The following is a 21,721-nucleotide window of genomic DNA, read 5'->3' on the forward strand; positions in this document are numbered from 1 at the left end:
ATGAGGCGTTGGCGTCGTTGGCGGCGGTGGTGGTGGTCGCTGGTGAGGCGTTGCCGGCGGCGTTGGCGAACCGGTGGCTGACGCTTCTGGGCCCGGGTGGTCTGGTGAACGAGTACGGGCCGACCGAGGCGAGTGTGGGTACCTGCGTCTTCCCGGTCGAGGGTGAGCAGGCGGGTCCGGTGGTGCCGATCGGTCGGGCGCTGCCGGGCATGACGATGTACGTGTTGAACCGGGATCTGCAGTTGTCCCCGGTGGGTGTGGTCGGCGAGTTGTACGTGGGCGGTGTGGGCGTGGCCCGTGGCTACGCGGGGCAGCCGGCACTGACCGCGGAGCGGTTCCTGCCCGACCCGTTCGCCGCGGCGGGATCGCGGATGTACCGCACCGGGGATCTGGTGCGGCGGCTGCCCGACGGGGCGGTGGAGTTCGTCGGGCGCGTCGACCACCAGGTGAAGATCCGCGGCTACCGCATCGAACTCGGCGAGATCGAGGCGGTCGTCGAGGGCACCGACGGGGTGGCCGACGCGGTCGCCCTGGTCTCCGGCTCGGCCGCCGAGGGCGACGCCCGGCTGGTGGCGTTCTACCGCCCGGCCGCGTCGGCGACGCCGGGCCTGCTGGACCGGGTCCGGCAGCGGTGCGCGGAGCACCTGCCGGAGTACATGATCCCGGCCGAGTTCGTGGCCGTGGAGGCGATCCCGCTCAACGCCAACGGCAAGGTCGACCGGGCCGCCCTCTGGGAGGCCGCCGTGCCGGTCGAACGCGCCCACGTCGCCCCCGCCACCGAGCTGGAGGCGCAGTTGGCCGGCATCTGGGGCCGGGTGCTCAACCTGGAGCAGGTCAGCACCCAGGACAGCTTCTTCGACCTCGGCGGCGACTCGCTGCGCGCGGTCGCCCTGGTCGGCGCGCTGCGGGCGGCCGGCTTCGGGGTGGCCGTCCGGGACGTCTTCGTGCACCGCACGGTCGCCGCCCTCGCCGGGCACCTCGGCGCCAAGGACGCCGCCCCGGCGGCGCCGGCCTTCCAGGCCGTCGCGCCCTTCGCCCTGCTGACCGACGCCGACCGGGCCGCCCTGCCCGCCGGCCTCGTGGACGCCTACCCGGCCGTGCAGGCGCAGGTCGGCATGGCCGTGGAGATCCAGAAGGACCCCGGCAAGTCGCTGTACCACATCGTCCGCTGCTTCCGGGTGCACAGTGGCCGGCCGTTCTCGGTCGACGCGCTGCGGGCCGCCGTACGGGACGTGGTCGGCCGCCACGAGACGCTGCGCACCTCGTTCGACCTCACCGGCTTCTCGGTGCCGATGCAGCTCGTGCACGCCGAGGCGCCCGTCGAGGTACGGGTGACGGAGCTGACCGGCGACGACGTCGAGGCGCGGCTGCGGGCGTACGTGGACGCGGAGCGGGCCCGGCCCTTCGAGCTGGACCAGCCGGCGCCGCTGCTGCGCGTCGCCGCGCACCGCACCGACGAGCGGGGCTGGTGGCTCACCGTCGCCGTCAGCCACCTCGTCACCGGCGGCTGGGACCTGAACACCCTCCTGGTCGAGCTGATCGGCTGCTACGAGCGGCGCAGCGCCGGCATGGTGCCCGAGTCGCCGGAGCCCACCGCCGTCCGCTACGCCGACTTCGTCGCCGCCGAACTGGCCGCGCTCAGGGGCGGCGAGGACGAGGCGTACTGGCGGGGCGTCGTCGACGCGTACGCCGGCTTCACCATGCCGGACGGCTGGGGCCGCACCGACGGGCCGCGGGAGAGCCTGCGCACCCGGGTCAGCTACCAGGACCTGGAGCCGAAGCTGCGCGCGCTCGCGTCGACCCTCGACGTGTCGCCCAAGTCGGTGCTGCACGCCGCGCACCTGAAGGTGATGAGCCAGCTCACCGACCAGGGGCGGTTCTACACCGGCCTGGTGTGCGACGCCCGCCCGGAGGTGCGGGGCGCGGAGCGGGTGCACGGGATGTACATCAACGTGCTGCCGTTCGCGTACGCCCGGGGCGCGGGCACGTGGCGGGAGCTGGTGCGGTCGGTCTTCGACCGCGAGGTGGAGCTGTGGCCGCACCGGCGCTACCCGCTGCCGGCGGTGCAGCGGATGGCCGGCGCCGGGTCCCGCCCGATCGACGTCGTCTTCGACTACACCGAGTTCCGCCGCGCCGGGGCGGTCGCCGACGAGTCCGTCGACTTCGAGGCCATCGCCGGGGAGGGCGGCACCGAGTTCGCCCTCCAGGTGACCGCCGCCGGCGGCTTCCTCGACCTGGTCGGCGACAGTCACGCCTTCGGCCCCGCCGCGCTGGCCCGGGTGGGGGCGATGTTCCGTGAGGTGCTGACGGCCATGGTGGCCGACCCCGACGGCGACGCGATCGCCGTCCGGCTGCCGACGACGGAGCGCGACGAGATCGAGCGCTGGTCGGCCGGCGACACCGCCGAGGTCGGCGGGTACGCCCCGGCGGCGTTCGAGGCGCAGGCGGCGCGGCGGCCGGACGCCGTGGCCCTCACCTGCGACGGCGCCCGCGTGAGCTACCGCGACCTGAACGGCCGGGCGAACCGGCTGGCGCACCACCTGCGCGAGCTGGGGGTGGGGCCGGAGGTGCTGGTCGGGGTGTGTGCGCACCGGTCGGTGGAGCAGGTCGTGGGGATGCTGGCGGTGCACAAGGCGGGTGGGGTGTACCTGCCGTTGGATCCGTCGTACCCGGCGGAGCGGTTGGCGTTCATGCTCACCGACGCGGCGGCCCCGGTGCTGCTCACCACCGCCGAGCTGCGTGGCCAGCTCCCGGCGGCCGAGGCGGTCACCGTGCTGCTGGACGGCCCGGACGCCTGGGCGGGCCAGCCGGCCACCGACCCCGGGCCGCTCACCCACGCCGACAGCGGCTGCTACGTCATCTACACCTCCGGCTCGACCGGCCAGCCCAAGGGCGTCCTCGTGCCGCACCGGGCCCTGGTCAACCGCTCGGCGCACGCCGGCCGGCGGATCAACCGCCTCGACGAGCGGGCGGTGCTGCTCCAGAAGACCGAGATCGGCTTCGACGTCTCCCCGGCCGAGGTCTACGCGGCACTGGCGGCGGGTGCCCGGATCGTGGTGGCCCGCCCCGGCGGGCACCGCGACCCCGCGTACCTGCGGGACCTCATCGTCCGCGAGGGGGTCACCGCCGTCGAACTGGTGCCGAGCATGCTGTCGGCGCTGCTCGCCGAGGGGATCGGCGGCTGCCGGTCGCTGCGGTCGGTGGCCGTCGGCGGCGAGGAGATCGCCGTCGACGTGGCGCGGGCGTTCCTGGCCGCGCTGCCCGGCTGCGAGCTATACAACACGTACGGGCCGGCCGAGACCACCGTCGACGTCACGAGCTGGCTCTGCACCACCGACGCCCTGCGCGGGCTGTCCCGGGTGCCGCTCGGCACCCCGTTCACCAACCTCACCGTCCGGGTGCTCGACGAGCACCTGCAACCCGTGCCGGTCGGGGTGCGCGGCGAGCTGTGCATCGGCGGACTCGGGCTGGCCCGGGGCTACCTCGGGGCGCCGGGCGCCACCGCGCAGCGCTTCGTGCCGGACCCGTACGGCCCGCCCGGGTCGCGGCTCTACCGCACCGGGGACGCGGCGGCGTGGCGGCCCGACGGCACCGTCGACTTCCTCGGCCGGCTCGACTCGCAGGTCAAGCTGCACGGCGTACGCATCGAACTGGGCGAGATCGAGACGGCTCTGCGGGCCTGCCCCGGGGTGACCGACGCGGTCGCCGCCGTCCGCGAGCAGGACGGTCGGCGCACCCTGGTCGGCTACCTCGTCACCGACGACGGCTCCGCGCCCACCCCCGGCGAGCTGCGGGAGCGGCTGCTCACCGAGCTGCCGGAGGCCATGGTCCCGGCCGCCTACGTCACCGTCGACGCCGTGCCCGTGGACCCGCACGGCAAGGTCGACCGGCGGCAACTGCCGGCGCCGGACGCGAAGTCCTACGCCCGGGGACGCTACGAGCGGCCCAACGGCCCGGTGGAGTCGGCGATGGCCGGTGTCTGGTCGTGGGTGCTCGACCTCGACCGGGTCAGCGTCACCGAGAGCTTCTTCGACCTGGGCGGCGACTCGATGACGGCCGTGACCCTGGTCGGGTCGCTGCGCGCCGCCGGCCACGACGTCACCGTGCGGGACATCTTCGCGCACCGCACGATCCGCCGCCTGGTCACCGCCCTCGCCGAGGCCGACACCGCCAAGGAGGGGGCCTTTCGCCCCGTCGAGCCGTACGCGCTGATCGACGTCGCCGACCGGGCCGCCCTGCCGGCCGGACTGGTCGACGCGTACCCGGCGACGCAGGCGCAGGTCGGCATGGCCGTGGAGATCCAGAAGGACCCGGAGAGGTCGCTGTACCACGTCGTGCAGTCGATCCGGGTCGACGACGGGCGCCCGTTCGACGCCGACGCGCTGCGGGCGACGGTCGACGCGCTGGTCGCCCAGCACGAGACGCTGCGCACCTCGGTCGACCTGACCGGCTACTCGGTGCCGATGCAGCTGGTGCGCGCGAGCGTCGCCGTGCCGGTCGCCGTGCACCCGGCCGCGGGTCACTCCGAGCACCTGGCCGCCGAGCGGCGTACCCCCTTCGACCTGGACTCGGACGCCCCGCTGCTGCGGGTCGCCGCGCACGCCGACGGCGCCGGGGCCTGGTGGCTGACCATCGCGGTGAGCCACCTGGTCACCGGCGGCTGGGACCTCAACGCCCTGCTCGCCGAGCTGCTCGGCGAGTACGCCCGGCGCAGCCACGGCGAGGCGCCGAAGCAGGACGAGCCGCCCGCCGTCCGGTACGCCGACCACGTCGCCGGCGAGCTGGCGGCGCTGCGCTCGCCGGAGACCGCCGCGCACTGGCGGGCGGTGGTGACCGGCCGGCCGAAGCTGACGCTGCCCGACTCCTTCGGCGACCGGTCCGGCGCGACGGTCTGCCGGTACACCGTGGACGTGCACGACCTGGACGCCGCCCTGCGCCGCCTCGCCAGCGACACCGGCACCTCGGTCAAGGCGGTGCTGCACGCCGCGCACCTGAAGGTGATGAGCCAGCTCACCACCGAGCCCGCGTTCTACACCGGCCTGGTGTGCGACGCGCGCCCCGAGGTGCGGGGCGCGGAGCGGGTGCACGGCATGTACATCAACGTGCTGCCGTTCCCGCACGCCCGGAGCGCGGGCACCTGGCGGGAGCTGGTGCGGTCGGTCTTCGACCGCGAGGTGGAGCTGTGGCCGCACCGGCGCTACCCGCTGCCGGCCGTGGCGCGGCTGGCCGACGCCGGGTCCCGCCCGATCGACGTCGTCTTCGGCTACGTGGAGACCCGGCACGACGGCGGCGGCACGGCCGGGACGCCCGACGGCGCCGCCACCGACCTCGTCGAGGTCGGTGGGCCCGGGGCCACCGAGTTCGGCCTGTCGGTCGGGGCGGGCGGCGGGACCATCCGCCTGGTCAGCGACAGCCGGAGCGCCGACCCGGCCGCCCTGGTGGGGATCGGGGCGATGTTCCGCGAGGTGCTGACGGCCATGGCGGCCGACCCGGACGGGGACGCGACGGCGCCCCGCCTGCCGGCGGGGGAGCGGGCGGAGCTCGCCCGGTTCACCCCGGGCCGCACGGTCGAGGTCGGCGGGTACGTGCCGGCGGCGTTCGAGGCGCAGGCCGCGCGGCGGCCGGACGCCGTGGCGATCACGGCCGAGGGCGTGTCGTTCTCGTACGGGCAGCTCAACGGCCGGGCGAACCGGTTGGCGCATCACCTGCGCGAGTTGGGGGTGGGGCCGGAGGTGCTGGTCGGGGTGTGTGCGCACCGGTCGGTGGAGCAGGTCGTGGGGATGCTGGCGGTGCACAAGGCGGGTGGGGTGTACCTGCCGTTGGATCCGTCGTACCCGGCGGAGCGGTTGGCGTTCATGCTCACCGACGCGGCGGCCCCGGTGCTGCTCACCACCGCCGAGCTGCGGGCGCAACTGCCGCCGGTCGACGCCACCGTGGTGCTGCTGGACGACCCGGACGCCTGGGCCGACCGGCCGCCGACCGACCCGGAGCCGCTCACCGACCCCGACAACGGCAGCGTCGTCATCTACACCTCCGGCTCCACCGGCCGGCCCAAGGGCTCCCTGCTGTCGCACCGGGCCCTGGTCAACCGCACCGACCACGTCGGCGCGCGGGTCTACCGGCTGGACGCCGACGCCGTCGTGCTCCAGAAGACCGAGATCGGCTTCGACGTCTCGCCGGCCGAGGTCTACGCGGCCCTGTCGGCGGGCGCCCGCATCGTGGTGGCCCGCCCCGGCGGGCACCGCGACCCCGCGTACCTGTGCGAGCTGATGACCCGCGAGGGCGTCAGCACCGTCCATTTCGTACCGTCGATGCTGCCGGCGCTGCTCGCCGAGGGGCTGGCCGGGTGCCGGTCGCTGCGCTCGGTGGCCGTCGGCGGTGAGGAGATCGCCGTCGACGTGGCGCGGGCGTTCCTGGCCGCGCTGCCCGGCTGCGAGCTGCACAACACGTACGGGCCCGCCGAGGCCACCGTCGACGTGAGCAGCTGGGCGTGCACCGTCGACGCCCTGGCCGGGCTGTCCCGGGTGCCGCTCGGCACGCCCCACCCCAACCTGCGGCTGTACGTCCTCGACCAGCGGCTGGACCTCGTGCCGCTGGGCGTGCCCGGCGAGCTGTGCGTCGGCGGGGCGGGGCTGGCCCGGGGCTACCTGGGTCGGCCGGGGCTGACCGCCGAGAGGTTCGTGCCGGACCCGTACGGCCCGCCCGGGTCGCGGCTCTACCGCACCGGGGACGCGGCGGCGTGGCGGCCCGACGGCACCGTCGACTTCCTCGGCCGGCTCGACTCGCAGGTCAAGCTGCACGGCGTACGCATCGAACTGGGCGAGATCGAGACGGCCCTGCGGGCCTGCCCCGGCGTGGCCGACGCGGTCGCCGCCGTCCGCGAGCACGACGGCCGGCGCACCCTCGTCGGGTACGTGCTGCCGACCCCCGGCGACGCACCTGAACCGGTCCGGCTGCGGGAGCGGCTGCTCGCCGCACTGCCCGAGGCGATGGTGCCGGCCGCGTACGTCACCCTCGACGCGATCCCGAAGGACCCGAACGGCAAGGTCGACCGGCGGCAGCTCCCCGCCCCCGACACCGGCGCGTACGCCACCGGGGCCTACCAGGCGCCGACCGGCGACGTGGAGGAGGAGATCGCCGGGATCTGGGCGCGGGTGCTCGGCGTCGCCCGCGTCGGCGTCACCGACAGCTTCTTCGACCTCGGCGGCGACTCGATGCTCGCGGTGACCCTGGTCGGCACGCTGCGCGCCGCCGGGCACCGCACCAGCGTGCGGGACGTCTTCGCGCACCGCACCGTCCGCCGGCTGGCCGCCGCGCTGGGCGACGCCGACACCGACGAGTTCCGCCCGGTCGCGCCGTACGCGCTGATCGGCGCCGCCGACCGGGCCCGGCTGCCCGGCGGGCTGGTCGACGCCTACCCGGCGTCGCGCACCCAGCTCGGCATGCTGGTGGAGTCGGCCGTCAGCGGCGACCGCGCGGTCTACCACAGCGTGCTGGCCCACCAGGTCCGCGACGGGCGGCCGTTCGACGCCGAGGCGCTACGCGGCGCGGTGCGGGCGGTGGTGGCCCGGCACGAGATCCTGCGTACGTCGTTCGATTTGGTCGGCTACTCGACGCCGATGCAGCTCGTGCACGCCCACGCCGAGCCCGACGTGCGCGTCGAGGACGGCCGGGGCGTGCCGGCGCAGCGGCACGCCGCGCTCTTCGCGGAGTTCATCGCCGCCGAGCGGGCCCGCCCGTTCGACGTCTCCACCGCGCCGCTGCTGCGCGTCACGGCGCACCTGGACAGCGACGAGAGCTGGTGGTTCACGTTCACCATCAGCCACGTCGTCACCGAGGGCTGGAGCAGCGCGCGACTGGTCGCCGAGGTGCTCGACGCGTACGCCGAGCTGGTCGACGGCCGCACCCCGCGCCCGGTGCCGTCGCCGGCGGTGCGCTACGCCGACTTCATCGCCGCCGAGCTCGCCGCGCTGGAGTCGAGCGCCCACCGGGAGCACTGGCGGTCGGTGTGGGACGGGCGCGCCCCGTTCACCCTGCCCGCCGGCTGGGGCGAGCCGGACGCGCCCGACGCCACGGTCGACGCCACGGTGGACTTCACCGACCTGGACGAGGCGCTGCGGGCCCTGGCCCGCGACACCGACGTGTCGGTGAAGGCGGTGCTGCACGCCGCGCACCTGAAGGTGCTCGCCCAGCTCACCGGCGAGCCGGGCTTCCACGCCGGCCTCGTCTGCGACGCCCGGCCCGAGGTGCTCGGCGCCGACGAGGTGCAGGGCATGTACCTCAACACGGTGCCGTTCGCGTACGACCGTTCCGCCCGCACCTGGCGGGACCTCGTCACCGCCGTGTTCGACACGGAGGTCGCGCTCTGGCCGCACCGGCGCTTCCCGCTGGCCGAGATGCAACGCGAGGCCGGCCACCGCCTGCTGCACGTCCTGTTCAACTACCAGGACTTCAGCCGCGCGACGCACGGCGGCGACGGGACCGGGCCGGTGGTCACCGGCAGCGCCGGCGAGGGCGCCACCGAGTTCGACCTGTCCTGCTTCGCGCAGCGGGGCCGCTACGCGCTCTCCGCCCGGGCTTGCCTGGTCAGCCAGGCCAACCTGGACCGGATCGCCGGCATGTACCGGGCGGTGCTGGAGGCGATGGTCGCCGACCCCGACGGCGACTGCCAGGCCGTCTGCGTGCCCGGGGGCGAGCGGGACCGCCTGCTCGGCGTCACCGAACCGGGCGCGGAGGAAGCGGTCACCGGCACCGTGGTCGAGCTGTTCCAGGCCCAGTTGGCCCGCGACCCGCAGGCCGTGGCGGTGGTGGCCGGCGCCGTCGAGCTGACGTACGCCCAGGTCGACGCCGCCGCGAACCGGCTGGCGCACCACCTGCGCGCGGCCGGGGCCGGCCGGGAGACCGTCGTCGGGGTCTGCCTCGACCGGGACGCCGACCTGGTGCCCGCGCTGCTCGGCGTGCTGAAGGCGGGGGCCGCGTACCTGCCGCTGGACCCCGCCCAGCCCGCCGAGCGGATCGGCCACATGCTGGCCGACGCCGGGGTGCGGACCGTGGTGACCACCTCCGCGCAGGCGGAGCTGCTCGCCGGCTTCGACGGGCGACGGGTGCTGCTGGACGCCGGCGACCTGGCCGGGCAGCCGGAGACCGATCCGGGCGTCGCCCGCGACCCGGACGACCTGCTCTACGTCATCTACACCTCCGGCTCCACCGGCCGACCCAAGGGCGTCTGCGTGAGCGACGCCAACGTGCTGCGCCTGCTCGACGCCGCGCAGGAGCACTACGCGGTGGACGAGACCGACGTGTGGGCGCTGTTCCACTCGTACGCCTTCGACGTCTCCGTCTGGGAGCTGTGGGGGGCGCTGCTGCACGGCAGCCGACTGGTGCTGGTGCCCCGCGAGGTGGCCCGGGTGCCGCAGGACCTGCTGGACCTGCTGGTGAGCCAGCGCGTCACCATGCTGGCGCAGACCCCGACGGCGCTGCGCGGGCTGGTCCGGCTGGCCGCCGAGGACGCCCCGGGGATCCGGGACCTGTCGCTGCGCGCGGTGGTCGTCGCGGGGGAGAAGCTCGACTTCGCCGACCTCGCGCCGTGGGCCGCCCGCCTCGGCCTGGCCCGCACCGCCCTGGTCAACATGTACGGGATCACCGAGACCACCGTCTACTCCACCTACCACCGGATCACCCGCGCCGATCTCGCGCCCGGGGTGGGCAGCCGGATCGGCCGGCCGCTGTCCGGCGTGCGGATGTACGTGCTCGACCAGTACGGCCACCCGGCTCCCATCGGGGTGCCCGGCGAGGTGTACCTGGCCGGGCACGGGGTGGCCCGCGGCTACCTCAACCAGCCCGAGCTGACCGCCCGGCGCTTCCTGCCCGACCCGTACGGCCCGCCCGGCAGCCGGATGTACCGCACCGGCGACCTGGCCACCCGGCTGCCCGACGGCAGCGTGGAGTTCCTCGGCCGCCTCGACGACCAGGTGAAGCTGCGGGGCTACCGGATCGAGCCGGGCGAGATCGAGGCGGCGCTGACCGCGCTGCCCGGCGTCGCGGAGGCGGTCGTCGTGCTCCGCGCCGACGATCCGGCCGACCCCCGGCTGACCGCGTACCTGGTGGCCGGCGACGGGCCCGCGCCGGAGGTCGCCTCGCTGCGTGCCGCGCTGGCGCGCGCCCTGCCGGAGTACATGGTCCCGTCGGCGTTCGTGCTGCTCGACCAGCTGCCGCGCAACAACAGCGGCAAGCTGGACCGGCGGGCGCTGCCCGCGCCCACCGGCGTGGCGCTGCCGGGCCGGGACTTCGTGGCCCCGGCGGGGCCGCTGGAGGAGCGGGTGGCCGCCGTCTGGGCCGAGGTGCTGGGCCTGCCGGCGGTCGGCGTCGCCGACGGCTTCTTCGACCTCGGCGGGCACTCCATCACGGCGCTGGTGCTGGCCGGCACGATGCGCGCCGCCGGGCTGGACGTGACGGTCGCGGACATCTTCCGGCACCCGACCGTACGGGCGCTCTGCGAGGTGCTGGCGAGCCGGGACGCGCCGGCGCCGACCGAACGCCCCGTCGAGCCCTTCGAGCTGGTCGCCCCCGCCGACCTGCCGCTGCTGCCGGCCGGGCTGGACGACGCGTACCCGCTGTCGCGGGTGCAGCTGGGGATGCTGCTGGAGATGCTGGCCGACAACGGCCAGAACCACTACCACAACGTCGCCTCGTTCCTCGTCCCCGACGACGAGCCGTTCGACCTGGCGACGCTGCGGGCCGCCGTCGACGAGGTGGTGGCCCGCCACGACGTGCTGCGTACCTCGGTGGACACGACCGGCTACTCGGTGCCCATGCAGCTCGTGCACCGCACGGTGGACGTCCCGATCGGCACGCGGGACCTGCGCGGGCTGGCCGAGGCGGACCGGGTGGCCCGGGTGCGCCGGCTCGTCGGCGAGGAGTACCAGGAGCTGTTCGACGTCGAGCGGGCGCCGCTGCTGCGGTTCACCGTGTGCCTGGAGACCGACCGGAGCTGGCGGCTGGTGCTCACCATCTGCCACGTGATCATCGAGGGCTGGAGCCTGCACGCCCTGGTGATGGAGATCCTGGACCGCTACCGCGCGCGGCGCGCGGGCGCCGGCCCCGACACCGACCACGCCCCGCCCGGGGTGCGGTTCGCCGACTTCGTCGCCGGCGAGCTGCGCGCCCTGGCCTCGGAGACCGACCGGCGGTACTGGCAGGACGTCATCGAGCGGCACCCGAGGTTCCGGCTCCCCGCCGCGTGGGCGCCGACCGCGCCGGCCGGGCGGGAGCCGTACACCGAGGTGGTGTCCTACGCGGACCTGGAGCCGCGGCTGCGGGCCCTGGCCTCGGCGGCCAGGGTGTCGCTCAAGGCGGTGCTGCACGCCGCGCACCTGAAGGTGCTCAGCCAGCTCACCGACGAGCCGACCTTCTACAGCGGACTGGTCTGCAACACCCGCCCCGACGTGGTGGGCAGCGAGCGGGTCTACGCCATGTCGCTGAACACCCTGCCGTTCCCGCACGACCGGCGGGCGGCGAGCTGGCGGGACCTCGTGCAGCGGGTGCACGCCCGCGAGGCCGACCTGTGGCCGCACCGGCGCTACCCGGCGCCGGCCATCCGTACCCCCGGCACCGGCGCGCGCCTCACCGACGTCTACTTCAGCTACCTCGACTTCACCGAGGTCGACGGCGGGCGCACCGCGCCCGTGGCGCGCATCGGCGCGAGCACCTCGGAGTTCGCGCTCGCCGTCGCGGCGGGCGCCGGCCGGATCGAGCTGAGCACCGACAGCCACGCCATGGGCCGGGCGGACGCGGCGCGGCTGGCCGGCATGTACCGGCTGGTGCTGGAGGCCATGGTGGCCGACCCCGACGGCGACCCCCGGCAGGCGTACCTGCCCGCCGGGGAACGGCACGACGTGCTGGTGGGCTGGAGCGCCTCGGCCGCCCCGGGCGGCACGGAGCTGGTGCCGCAGCGGGTGGCGGCGTGGGCCGCGGCGACGCCCGACGCGGCGGCCGTCGACGCCACGACGTACGCGGAGCTGGACGCGGCGGCCAACCGCATCGGCCACCACCTGCGGGGGACGGGGGTCGGCCCGGAGCGGGTCGTCGGGGTGCTGCTGGAGCGGGGGGTCGACCTCGTCGCCGCCCTGCTCGGGGTGTGGCGGGCCGGCGGCGCGTACCTGCCGATCGACCCGGCGCACCCGGCCGAGCGGGTCGCCGCGATGCTCGCCGACGCCGGGGCGACGGTGGTGGTGACCTCGACCGGGCACGCCGACCGGTTCACCGGCGTGGAGCTGGTGCTGCTCGACCGCGACGCCGAGCGGATCGCCGCGCTGCCCGCCGAGGCGCCGGCCGGCCCGCCCGACCCGGATCACCTCGCGTACGTCATCTTCACCTCCGGCTCCACCGGCCGGCCGAACGGGGTGCAGATCAGCCACCGCAGCCTCGCCAACTACCTCGGCTGGGTGGCGGGGGAGCTGGTCGCCGACCGCACCGGCGGCGCCGCGCTCTTCTCGTCGGTCGCGTACGACATGGTGGTGACCAGCATCTGGGCGCCGCTGGCCACCGGGCAGCGGCTGTGGCTGCTGCCGCCCGACGCCGGCCTCGACGAGCTGGGCCCGCGACTGGCCGAGGCCGGCCCGTTCAGCTTCGTCAAGCTGACCCCCGGCCATCTCGACCTGCTGACCCGCCAGCTCGACGCGGCGCAGGCGGCGGCCCTGACCCCGCTGCTGGTGCTGGGCGGCGAGGCGCTGACCCGGCAGGTCTGCGACCGCTGGCACGCCCTCGCGCCGGACACCGTGCTGCTCAACGAGTACGGGCCGACGGAGGCGACCGTGGCGGTCAGCCGGTACCCGGTCACCGGGCCGCTGGCGGGCGACGTGGCCCCGATCGGCCGGCCGCTGGGCGGGATGCGCACGTACGTCCTCGACGCCGACCTGCAACCGGTGCCGGTGGGCGTCATCGGCCACGTCCACCTCGGCGGCCCCGGTCTCGCCCGCGGCTACGCCGGCCGGCCGGAGCTGACCGCCGACCGGTTCGTGCCCGACCCGTTCGACGCGCACGGCGGGCGGCTGTACCGCACCGGCGACCTCGGCCGCTGGCTGCCCGACGGGCAGCTCGACCTGCTCGGCCGGGTCGACGACCAGGTCAAGATCCGCGGCCACCGCGTGGAGCCCGGCGAGGTCCAGGCGGTGCTGGCCGCGCATCCGGGCGTACGGGACGCGGTGGTGACCGTCGACCCGACGGGCGCCGGCGGGCCCCGGCTGGTGGCCTACCACGTCGGCGACGCGCCGGACCTGGCCGCGCACTGCGCCCGGTGGTTGCCCAGCCAGCTGGTCCCGAGCGTCTTCGTCCCGGTGCCGGCCATCCCGCTCAACGCCAACGGCAAGGTCGACCGCCGGGCGCTGCCCCCGGTGGGCCCGGCCTCGGCGGCCGGGCACACCCCGCCCCACCCTGGGCTGGAGGAGCTGATCGCCGACATCTGGGCCCGGGTCCTGGAGATCGACCGGGTGGGCCGGCACGACCGGTTCTTCGCCCTCGGCGGGCACTCGCTGCTGGTGGTGCCGGTGGTCACGGCGGCCCGGCAGGCGGGCGTCGCGCTGACGCTGCGGGCGGCGATGGCCGACCGGACCCTGGCCGAGCTGGCCGCCTCGCTCGCCCCGGGCGCGCCGGCGACGGCCGAGCCGACCTCACGCTCCGGCGCGGCGCGGGCCGCCGCGGCGCTGCCGCCCGTCGAGCCGCTGCTCGCCGCCCACCGGGTGCCCGGCGCGTCGCTGGCCCTGCTCGCCGACGGCGAACTGGTGGAGGTCCGCGCCCTCGGGCACCGCACGGCCGGCGGCGACGTTCCGGTGACCCCGGCGACCGTGTTCCAGGTCGGCTCGGTGAGCAAGCTCGTCACCGCGGTCGGCGCGCTGGTCCTGGTCGGGCGGGGACAGCTCCACCTCGACACCGACGTCAACGCCTACCTGAAGGGCTGGCAGCTGCCCGCCGACCGACCGGTGAGCCTGCGGCAGCTGCTCTGCCACGTCGCCGGGCTCACCCCGACGGGCAGCACCGGGCATCCGCGCGGCGGCCCCGTACCGACCCTGTCGGACGTGCTGCGCGGCCGGGGCGTGCCCACCGGCCCGGTCCGGGCGCTCGACGCGCCCGATGAGGTCGCGGTGGAACGCAACAGCCACTTCGTGGTGGTGCAGCAGCTCATGGAGGACGTCACCGCGACGCCCTTCGCCGACCTGATGGCCGAGCTGGTGTTCGGGCCGGCGGGGATGACCGGCAGCAGCTTCGACCAGAGCTTCCCCGAGACGTCGGGCCGGCCGGTGGCCGTGGGGCACGACGAGCGGGGCGAGCCGCTGCCGGGCGGCTGGCAGGTGCGTACGGACCTGGCGGCCGCCGGTCTGTGGAGCACCGCGACCGACCTGGCCCAGCTCGTACGCGAGATCCACGTCGCGTACCGGGGTGGCCCGGCCCTGCTGAGCCAGGAGCTGGCCGTGGCGCAGCTGACCGCCGGACCGGGCGGGATCTTCGGGCTCGGCTGCATGGTGGACCGCGTCGAGGGGCCCGCCGGAGCGCGGGTGGAGTTCACCCACCGGGGCCGCGTCGCCGGCTACCACGCGCTCACCGCCGGCCGGGTGCCCGACGGCTCCGGGCTGGTGCTGCTGACCAACGGCGACCAGGGGCACGAGGTCGTGTCGCTGCTGGCGTCCGACACCGCACTGACGGAGGAGATGTGATGACGACCGTGACGAGCGTCCCCGCGACGGTCACCGATGCGCCGGTGCGGCACCTGGTGTCGGTCCGCGACCTGACCGACGACGACCTCTACTCGATCGTCGCGCGGGGGGCGAGGTTCGCCGCCGGCGAGTCCGCCGACTCGCTGGCCGACCGGGTGGTCGGCACGTACTTCGTGAAGACGTCGACCCGGACGCGGACCGCGTTCACCGTCGCCGCGCTGCGGCTCGGGGCGAAGACCATCCAGTACGGGCCGGACGACCTCCAGGTCAACACGGGGGAGTCCAGCGCGGACACCGGGCGGGTGCTGTCGGGCATGCTCGACGTGCTGGTGGCGCGGACCGCCGCCGACCCGCAGGAGATGCGCGACTGGTCGCGGCAGCACCGGATGGCGGTGGTCAACGCGATGAGCGCCGAGGAGCACCCCACGCAGGCGCTGGCCGACCTGACCACCCTGCTGCGGCGCTTCGGCCGCATCGAGCACCTGCGGCTGCTCTACCTGGGCGAGGCGAACAACACCGCGACGGCCCTGGCCCTGGCGCTGACCCGCTTCCCCGGCGTCGAGCTGGAACTGCGCACCCCGGCGGGGTACGGGCTGCCGGCCCCGATCGCGGCGCTCGCCCGGGAGCAGGCGCAGCGGTGCGGCGCCCACCTCGTCGAACGGCACCACATGGACGACCTGCCGGGCGACCTGGACGCCATCTACACCACCCGCTGGCAGACCACCGGCACCAGCAAGCCCGACCCCGACTGGCGGACGCACTTCGCCCCGTTCCGGGTGGACCGGGAGCTGTGGCGGCGCAGCCCGCACGCGGTCTTCATGCACGACCTCCCGGCGCACCGGGGGGAGGAGGTGACCGCCGAGGTCCTCGACGGACCGGCCAGCATCGCCTTCCAGCAGGCGGAGAACAAGCTCTACAGCGCGATGGCCGTGCTCGACTGGTGTCGGGCCACCCCCGTCGGGCATCCGTCGTGAGCGCGGTCGGGCACCCGGCGGCCACGTCCCGGCAGCCGGGCCGCCTGACCGGCAACCGCGACTTCCTGCTGCTCTGGGTCGGCTCCGGGGTCTCGGCGCTGGGCTCCCGGGCCACGTCGATCAGCTACACCCTGCTGGTCTTCTGGTCCACCGGCTCGGCCACCGCCGCCAGCCTGGTCACCTTCGCCGCGCTGCTGCCCAACCTGGTCACCCAGCTGCCGGCCGGCGCGTTGGTCGACCGCTGGGACCGCCGCCGCACCATGGTGCTCTGCAACGCCGGGCGGATCGTCGCGATCGGCAGCGTCGCGGTCGCGGTCGCCCGCGACGCGGTGTGGCTGCCGCACCTGATGGCGGTCGCGTTCGTGGAGGCCAGCCTGGGCATCTGCTACGCCCTGGCCGAGCGCGCCGCGGTGTTCAACGTGGTCCCGGCCGAGCGCTACGGCGCCGCCACGGCGGCCAACGAGTCACGGGCCAACGCGGCCAGCATCCTCGGCCAGCCGGCCGGCACCCTGCTGTACGCGCTGACCCGCTGGGCGCCGTTCGGCTTCGCCGTGCTGATGCACCTGGTCTCCATGGTCACCCTGCTGTTCGTCCGGCGGGACCTCCAGGCGCCGAAGGCACGCGCGGAGGAGCCCGGCGGGCTGCTGGCCCGGATGCGCGAGGGCTTCGCCTTCGTCTGGGGTCAGCTCTACCTGCGCCGCGCCCTCGGCCTCTTCGCGGCCAGCAACATCCTGTTCCAGGTACTCGGGCTGGGGCTCGTGGTGATCGTCAAGGCCCGGGGCGGCTCGCCACCCACGGTCGGCATGCTGCTGGTGGTGAACAGCGTGCTCGGCATGGCCGGCGCGATGACCAGCAACTTCTACCTGAGCCGCTGGGGGATCCGGCGGATCATCATGGGGGTCAACATCGCCTGGGCGGTGCTGATGCCGCTCATCGGGCTGGCCCCGGACCTGGTCGTCCTCGGCGCGATCTTCGCGCTGATCCACTATGGCGCCGGGATCAGCAACGTGGCCGGGATGCTGTACGTCCTCCAGTCCGCGCCCGACCACCTGCGCGGGCGGGCCGGCTCGATCGTCATGCTGCTCAGCTCGGGGGCCAACTCCCTCGGGGCGCTGTTCGCGGGCTTCCTGCTCGACTCGACGGACATCACCACGGCCATGCTGATCGTGGGTGGGGCGATGGGGGTGATCGCGGTGCTCGCGGTGCTCGGCTTCGGCGGTCGGGCCCGGGCCGAGGCGGAACGGGCCGAGGCCGCCGAGCGGGAGCGCGCGGAGGCCGAGCGGGAGCGGGCCGAGGCTGCCGAGGGGGAGCGCTCGGAGGCCGCCGAGCGGGCCGGGTCGCAGCGGGTGGAGGTCGAGGCCGAGCGGGTCGGGCCGGAGCCGGCGGACGCCGGGTCACCCGGGTCGCGGCCGGTGGTGGGACGGGGCGCCGGTCGGGCGGGCCGCGCGGCCCGGGACGGTGGCGATATGGACGGAATATAGCGGAGCGGCAGAGCCTGGGAGGGATCGCACGGCTTGGGACGGTGAGGAGCCCCGGAATGAACGAGCACGCGAGCTGGAAACCGTTGGAGATCACCCCGGAGAGCGCCGGCTGCGCGCCGAGCGCCGAGGGCCTGGTCGACCACCTGCGCGAGCTGGACCTGGCGCAGGTGCTCACCGCGGAGAAGGCGCTCGTCTTCCGTGGCTTCGGGGTGCGGCCGGAGACCCTGGACCCGGTGATGGACCTGCTGCTGCCGAGGCGACTGGCGTACGTGCACGGCAACTCGCCGCGCACCAAGGTGGGCCGCAACGTCTACACGTCCACCGAGTACCCGGCCCGCTACACCATCTCGATGCACAACGAACTGTCGTACGCCGCCCGGTGGCCGGCCCGGCTGCTCTTCTTCTGCCAGATCGCGGCGGAGACCGGCGGCGCCACCCCGGTCGTCGACGCCGAGCTGTGGCTCGACTCGCTGGATGCGCAGCTGCGTGCGGACTTCGCCGGCGGCCTGCGCTACCAGCAGAACCTGCACGACGGGATGGGGCTGGGCAAGAGCTGGCGGGAGACGTTCGAGACCGACAGCCGCGACGAGGTCGAGGAGTTCCTCGCCGGCGCCGGCGCGACGTGGGAGTGGACCGCCGACGGGCTGCGGGTGACCCAGCTCCGGCCGGCCACGCTGCGGCACCCGGTCACCGGGGCGGAGGTGTGGTTCAACCAGGCGGACCAGTGGCACCCGGCCGGCCTGGACGACGACATCGCCCGGGTGATGACGCAGGTGATGGGGCCGGACGAGCTGCCCCAGTCGGTGACCTTCGCCGACGGCTCCCCGATCCCCGACGAGTACGTCACCCAGATCCGCGACCGGGGCCTGGAGGCCGCGGTCGACGTCGACTGGCGGGTCGGCGACCTGCTGCTGATCGACAACGTGCTCACCGCGCACGGCCGGCGCCCGTACACGGGCGACCGCCGGGTGCTGGTGGCCATGTCGGACTGACCGGCGCGACCGAGGATGGTGCCCGAGATGTCCCTGCGTCAGCCGTCCGGCGGCGATCCGTGGCTGCGGGTGTTCCGGGGCGGCGCGCACGCGGAGCTGCGGCTGGTGTGCCTGCCGCACGCCGGGGGCTCCGCCGGTTTCTTCCAGCCCTGGGCGGCCCGGCTGCCGGACTCCGTCGACCTGCTCGCCGTGCGCTACCCGGGCCGGCAGGACCGGCTCGGTGAGCCGTGCGTCGACCGGATGGACGTGCTCGCCGACCGGGTCACCGAATCGCTCACCGGGTACCTGGACCGTCCCCTCGCCCTGTTCGGCCACAGCATGGGCGCCTCGGTCGCCTACGAGGTGGCCGCCCGGCTGGAGGACCGGCTCGGCGTCGTGCCGAGCATCCTGTTCGTCTCCGGGCACGGCGCCCCGCACGTCACCCGCATCGACCAGCACCCCGACCACCTCGACGACGAGGAGTTCCTCGGCCGCATCGCCGCGCTGGGCGAGGTGGACGCGCTGGTCTTCCGCTCGCCGAAGCTGCGGGAACTGGTCGTACCGGCGCTTCGGGCGGACCTGCGGTTGATCCACGACCACCTGCCGCGCGAGCCGCGGACGGTGTCGGCGCCGATCACCGCGTACCTCGGCACCGGGGACCCGGCCTGCGACCGGGAGTCGGTCTCCGCCTGGGCGGAGCTGACCACCGGCGGCTTCCGGCTGCGGGCGTTCCCCGGCGACCACTTCTATCTCGTGCCGGCGCGCGCGGAGCTGCTCGCGGACCTCTGCGCGCAGCTCGTCGACCGGCCGACCGCACCCCGTGCCGTGGCATCCCTGGCCGCGCACCTGACCTGACCGGCACCGCCGGACGCACCGTGGAGGGCGCATCGTGACCGCACCGGACGTCGAGGCGGCGCCGCAGCCGCTCGTGGACGTGGACCAGGAACGCCACGCGCGGTTCCGTACCTCCTTCGAGGCGGTGACCGACTTCGGGCGGCGGCTGCTGGCGGCCCGGCTGGCCGCCGCGGGCGTGCTGCCCGCCGCCGGCAGCACCGCCGGGCGGGACGAGATCCTGGCCCGGCTGGCGGTGGCGGCCGGCTACCAGCGGCTCGGTGACGCCCTGCTGGACCTGCTGGAACGCGCCGACCTGCTGCGCCGGCAGGGCGACCGGCTCGCCGTGACGCACCGGGTCGTCGAGGCGGCCGGGCTCGCCGAGGACGACGCGGTCGACGCGGCGGCGACGGCGTTGCGCCGGGAGCACCCGGAGGCCGCCGGGTACGTGCCCCTGCTGGTCGCCTGCCAGACGCAGCTCGTAGGGGTCGTGCGGGGTGACCGGCCGGCGAACGAGGTGCTCTTCCCGGGCGGCTCGGCCGAGCTGGTCTCCGCGATCTACCGGGACAACGTCCAGCTCGACTTCCACAACCGGCTCTGCGCCGCGCTCGTGCAGCAGCACGTCCGGCAGTTCCTCCGGCGCTATCCGCGCTCCTTCGCCCAGGTCATGGAGGTGGGCGCGGGGACCGGCGGCACCAGTGGGCCGGTGCTGGACGCCCTCGCGGACCGGGCGGAGCGGCTGCGGTACTCCTACACCGACGTGGGGCCCGCGTTCCTGCGGCTGGGGCGGCAGCGCTTCGGCGCCGACCGACCGTACGTCGACTTCGCCCGCTACAACGTGGAGGGTGCGCCCGAGGACCAGGGCTTCGAGCCCGGCTCGATGCAGGTGGTCCTGGCCAGCAACGTCCTGCACGCCACGCTGCGGATCTCCGCCGCGCTGCGGCACTGCCACGCGCTGCTCAAGCCGGGCGGCGTCCTGGTGGTCAACGAGATGACCAGCCGCCTCGACTACAACACGCTGACCTTCGGCCTGGCCGAGGGGTGGTGGCGGCACGCGGACGACGAGCCGAGGGTGCCGGCGTCGCCGTTGCTCGACGTGACGGGGTGGCGGGCCGCGCTGGACCGGGCGGGCTTCGTCGACGTACAGGCGCACTCCGTGCCCGGCCTCGCCGACGGCGAGCAGGTGCAGACGGTGTTCGTGGCGACCGCCACGGGCGCCTGCCGGGCGTCCGGCTGACGCTCCGCCCCGTCCGCGCCCGCCCTTGACCGGGGTCGCGTCCGCCGTGCCGCCCGCCGCGGCCGGGACCCCGGTGGCGCCCTGCGCGACCCCTGCTGGGCGCCGGTGTCGGCACGTAAACCCGGTAGGTCTTTACCGGCACCCCTAAAAGTTCCGGCAGGATCTTTCATTCCTAAATATTCGGTGGTATCAATCTCGCACTCGATCCCTCTACCCCCGGAGTGCGACGTGCGGAGAACCCGTCTCGTTTCCCTCGCCCTGAGCCTGGCCACGGCTCTCGGCGTCAGCCTCACCATGGCAGCCCCCGCCCAGGCCGCCGCCACCGACCGTTACGTGGCGCTCGGTGACTCGTACGCCTCGGGCGTGGGCGCCGGCAGCTACACCAGCGAGAGCGGCTCCTGCCAGCGCAGCACCAACGCCTACCCGGCGCTGTACGCGGCCAACATCAAGCCCGCGTCGTACCGCTCGGTCGCCTGCTCCGGTGCCACCACCACCAGCGTGATCAACACGCAGCTCTCGGCGCTCAGCTCCACCACCACGCTGGTCAGCGTCACGGTCGGCGGCAACGACGTCGGGTTCGCCAGCATCATGTCCACCTGCGTGCTCCAGGGCACCACCCAGTGCGTGGCCGCCGTGCAGGCCGCCGAGGACAAGGCCCGTGCCCAGCTGCCCGGCCTGCTGCGCAACGTCTACAACGGCATCAAGACCCGGGCCCCCAACGCCCGCGTGGTGGTCGTCGGCTACCCGGTCTTCTACCAGCTCGGCACGGTCTGCGTCGGCCTGAGCGCCACCTCGCGGGCGAAGATCAACGAGGGCATCAACCTGGTGGACGACATCACCCGCAGCGCCGCCGTCGCCGCCGGCTTCAAGTTCGCCGACGTGCGTGCGCAGTTCGTCGGGCACCAGCTGTGCAGCTACGGCGACAAGTGGCTGCACGCCCTCAACTTCGCCACCCTGGGCGTCTCGTACCACCCGACCGCGGCCGGCCAGTCCGGCGGCTACTACCCGGTCTTCCGCTCCGTCGCGGGCTGACCGTCGCGTTCTCCGTCCGGGCGGGGCCGGTCCCGCCCCCCTCGGGGCCGGGACCGCCCGGGCGGGAGGACGGGGCACGGACGCCCGCGTGGCGACCGTGCCCCGTCCGACCATCCGCGTCGCGACGCGGGACGGGACCCTACGACCCTTTGCCGGTGTCGGCGATGTCCGCCCGGTCGATGGCGGCGCCGCCGGACTCGGAGACGCAGAAGATCCCCCGGCCGCCGCCGCGCGCCCGGACGGTGCCCACCCGGACGTTCGTCGGGTAGCCGGAGCCCACGCGCCCGTGGTCCGACCGCCACGGCGGCGCCGACGATCGCCAGTGCGGCCGTGACCACCAGGGCGAGTGATGAGCGCTTTCCCGGTGCGGCGTGAAGGACCGGGAGCCGCCGGTCGTGGTGCCGGGTACGCTCCCGACGGGCGGGTCGACGCCAGCACGGGCGGTCCGAGGGACCGCCGTCGCCGCCCCGGACGACGTGGTGAGGAG

At 75.1% G+C, this 21,721-nt stretch carries 8 protein-coding genes; 7 read left to right on the plus strand and 1 reads right to left on the minus strand.

What is annotated here, in order from left to right; translation table 11 throughout:
• Positions 1–17 precede the first annotated feature (17 nt).
• The 7 genes from AC5L34_RS25895 (at position 18) to AC5L34_RS25925 (ending at position 21,234) form a co-directional block, all read left to right on the plus strand.
• Positions 18–14,708, plus strand: coding sequence for an amino acid adenylation domain-containing protein (locus AC5L34_RS25895; protein WP_494827420.1), 14,691 nt, complete (start codon positions 18–20; stop codon positions 14,706–14,708).
• Positions 14,708–15,682, plus strand: a complete 975-nt coding sequence (locus tag AC5L34_RS25900; RefSeq protein ID WP_441177714.1) for an ornithine carbamoyltransferase — start codon at positions 14,708–14,710, stop codon at positions 15,680–15,682. The genes AC5L34_RS25895 and AC5L34_RS25900 overlap by 1 nt, the downstream gene beginning before the upstream one ends.
• The gene (locus AC5L34_RS25905) at positions 15,679–17,163 is read left to right on the plus strand and encodes an MFS transporter (protein ID WP_441177715.1); all 1,485 of its coding nucleotides are present in this window, start codon (positions 15,679–15,681) and stop codon (positions 17,161–17,163) included. Before AC5L34_RS25900 ends, AC5L34_RS25905 begins: the two co-directional genes overlap by 4 nt.
• Before the next feature lie 56 nt (positions 17,164–17,219).
• A complete protein-coding gene (locus AC5L34_RS25910; protein WP_441177716.1) occupies positions 17,220–18,155 on the plus strand; it encodes a TauD/TfdA family dioxygenase in 936 nt (311 codons plus the stop codon).
• 27 nt (positions 18,156–18,182) lie between these two features.
• Positions 18,183–18,989 carry a thioesterase II family protein gene (locus AC5L34_RS25915; RefSeq protein WP_441177718.1) on the plus strand — a complete coding sequence of 269 codons (807 nt, stop codon included), beginning with the start codon at positions 18,183–18,185 and terminating at the stop codon, positions 18,987–18,989.
• Positions 18,990–19,023: 34 nt separating this feature from the next.
• Positions 19,024–20,202: a class I SAM-dependent methyltransferase gene (locus tag AC5L34_RS25920; protein WP_441177719.1), complete on the plus strand. Its 1,179-nt coding sequence runs from the start codon at positions 19,024–19,026 to the stop codon at positions 20,200–20,202.
• A gap of 228 nt (positions 20,203–20,430) precedes the next feature.
• Positions 20,431–21,234, plus strand: coding sequence for an SGNH/GDSL hydrolase family protein (locus AC5L34_RS25925; protein WP_441177720.1), 804 nt, complete (start codon positions 20,431–20,433; stop codon positions 21,232–21,234).
• Between the two features lie 139 nt (positions 21,235–21,373).
• Here AC5L34_RS25925 and AC5L34_RS25930 read toward each other — a convergent pair whose 3' ends face one another.
• Complete coding sequence (locus AC5L34_RS25930; protein ID WP_441177721.1) at positions 21,374–21,514, minus strand: hypothetical protein; 141 nt, start codon at positions 21,512–21,514, stop codon at positions 21,374–21,376.
• Positions 21,515–21,721 lie beyond the last annotated feature (207 nt).

Source organism: Micromonospora sp. ZG13 (genome assembly GCF_059359355.1).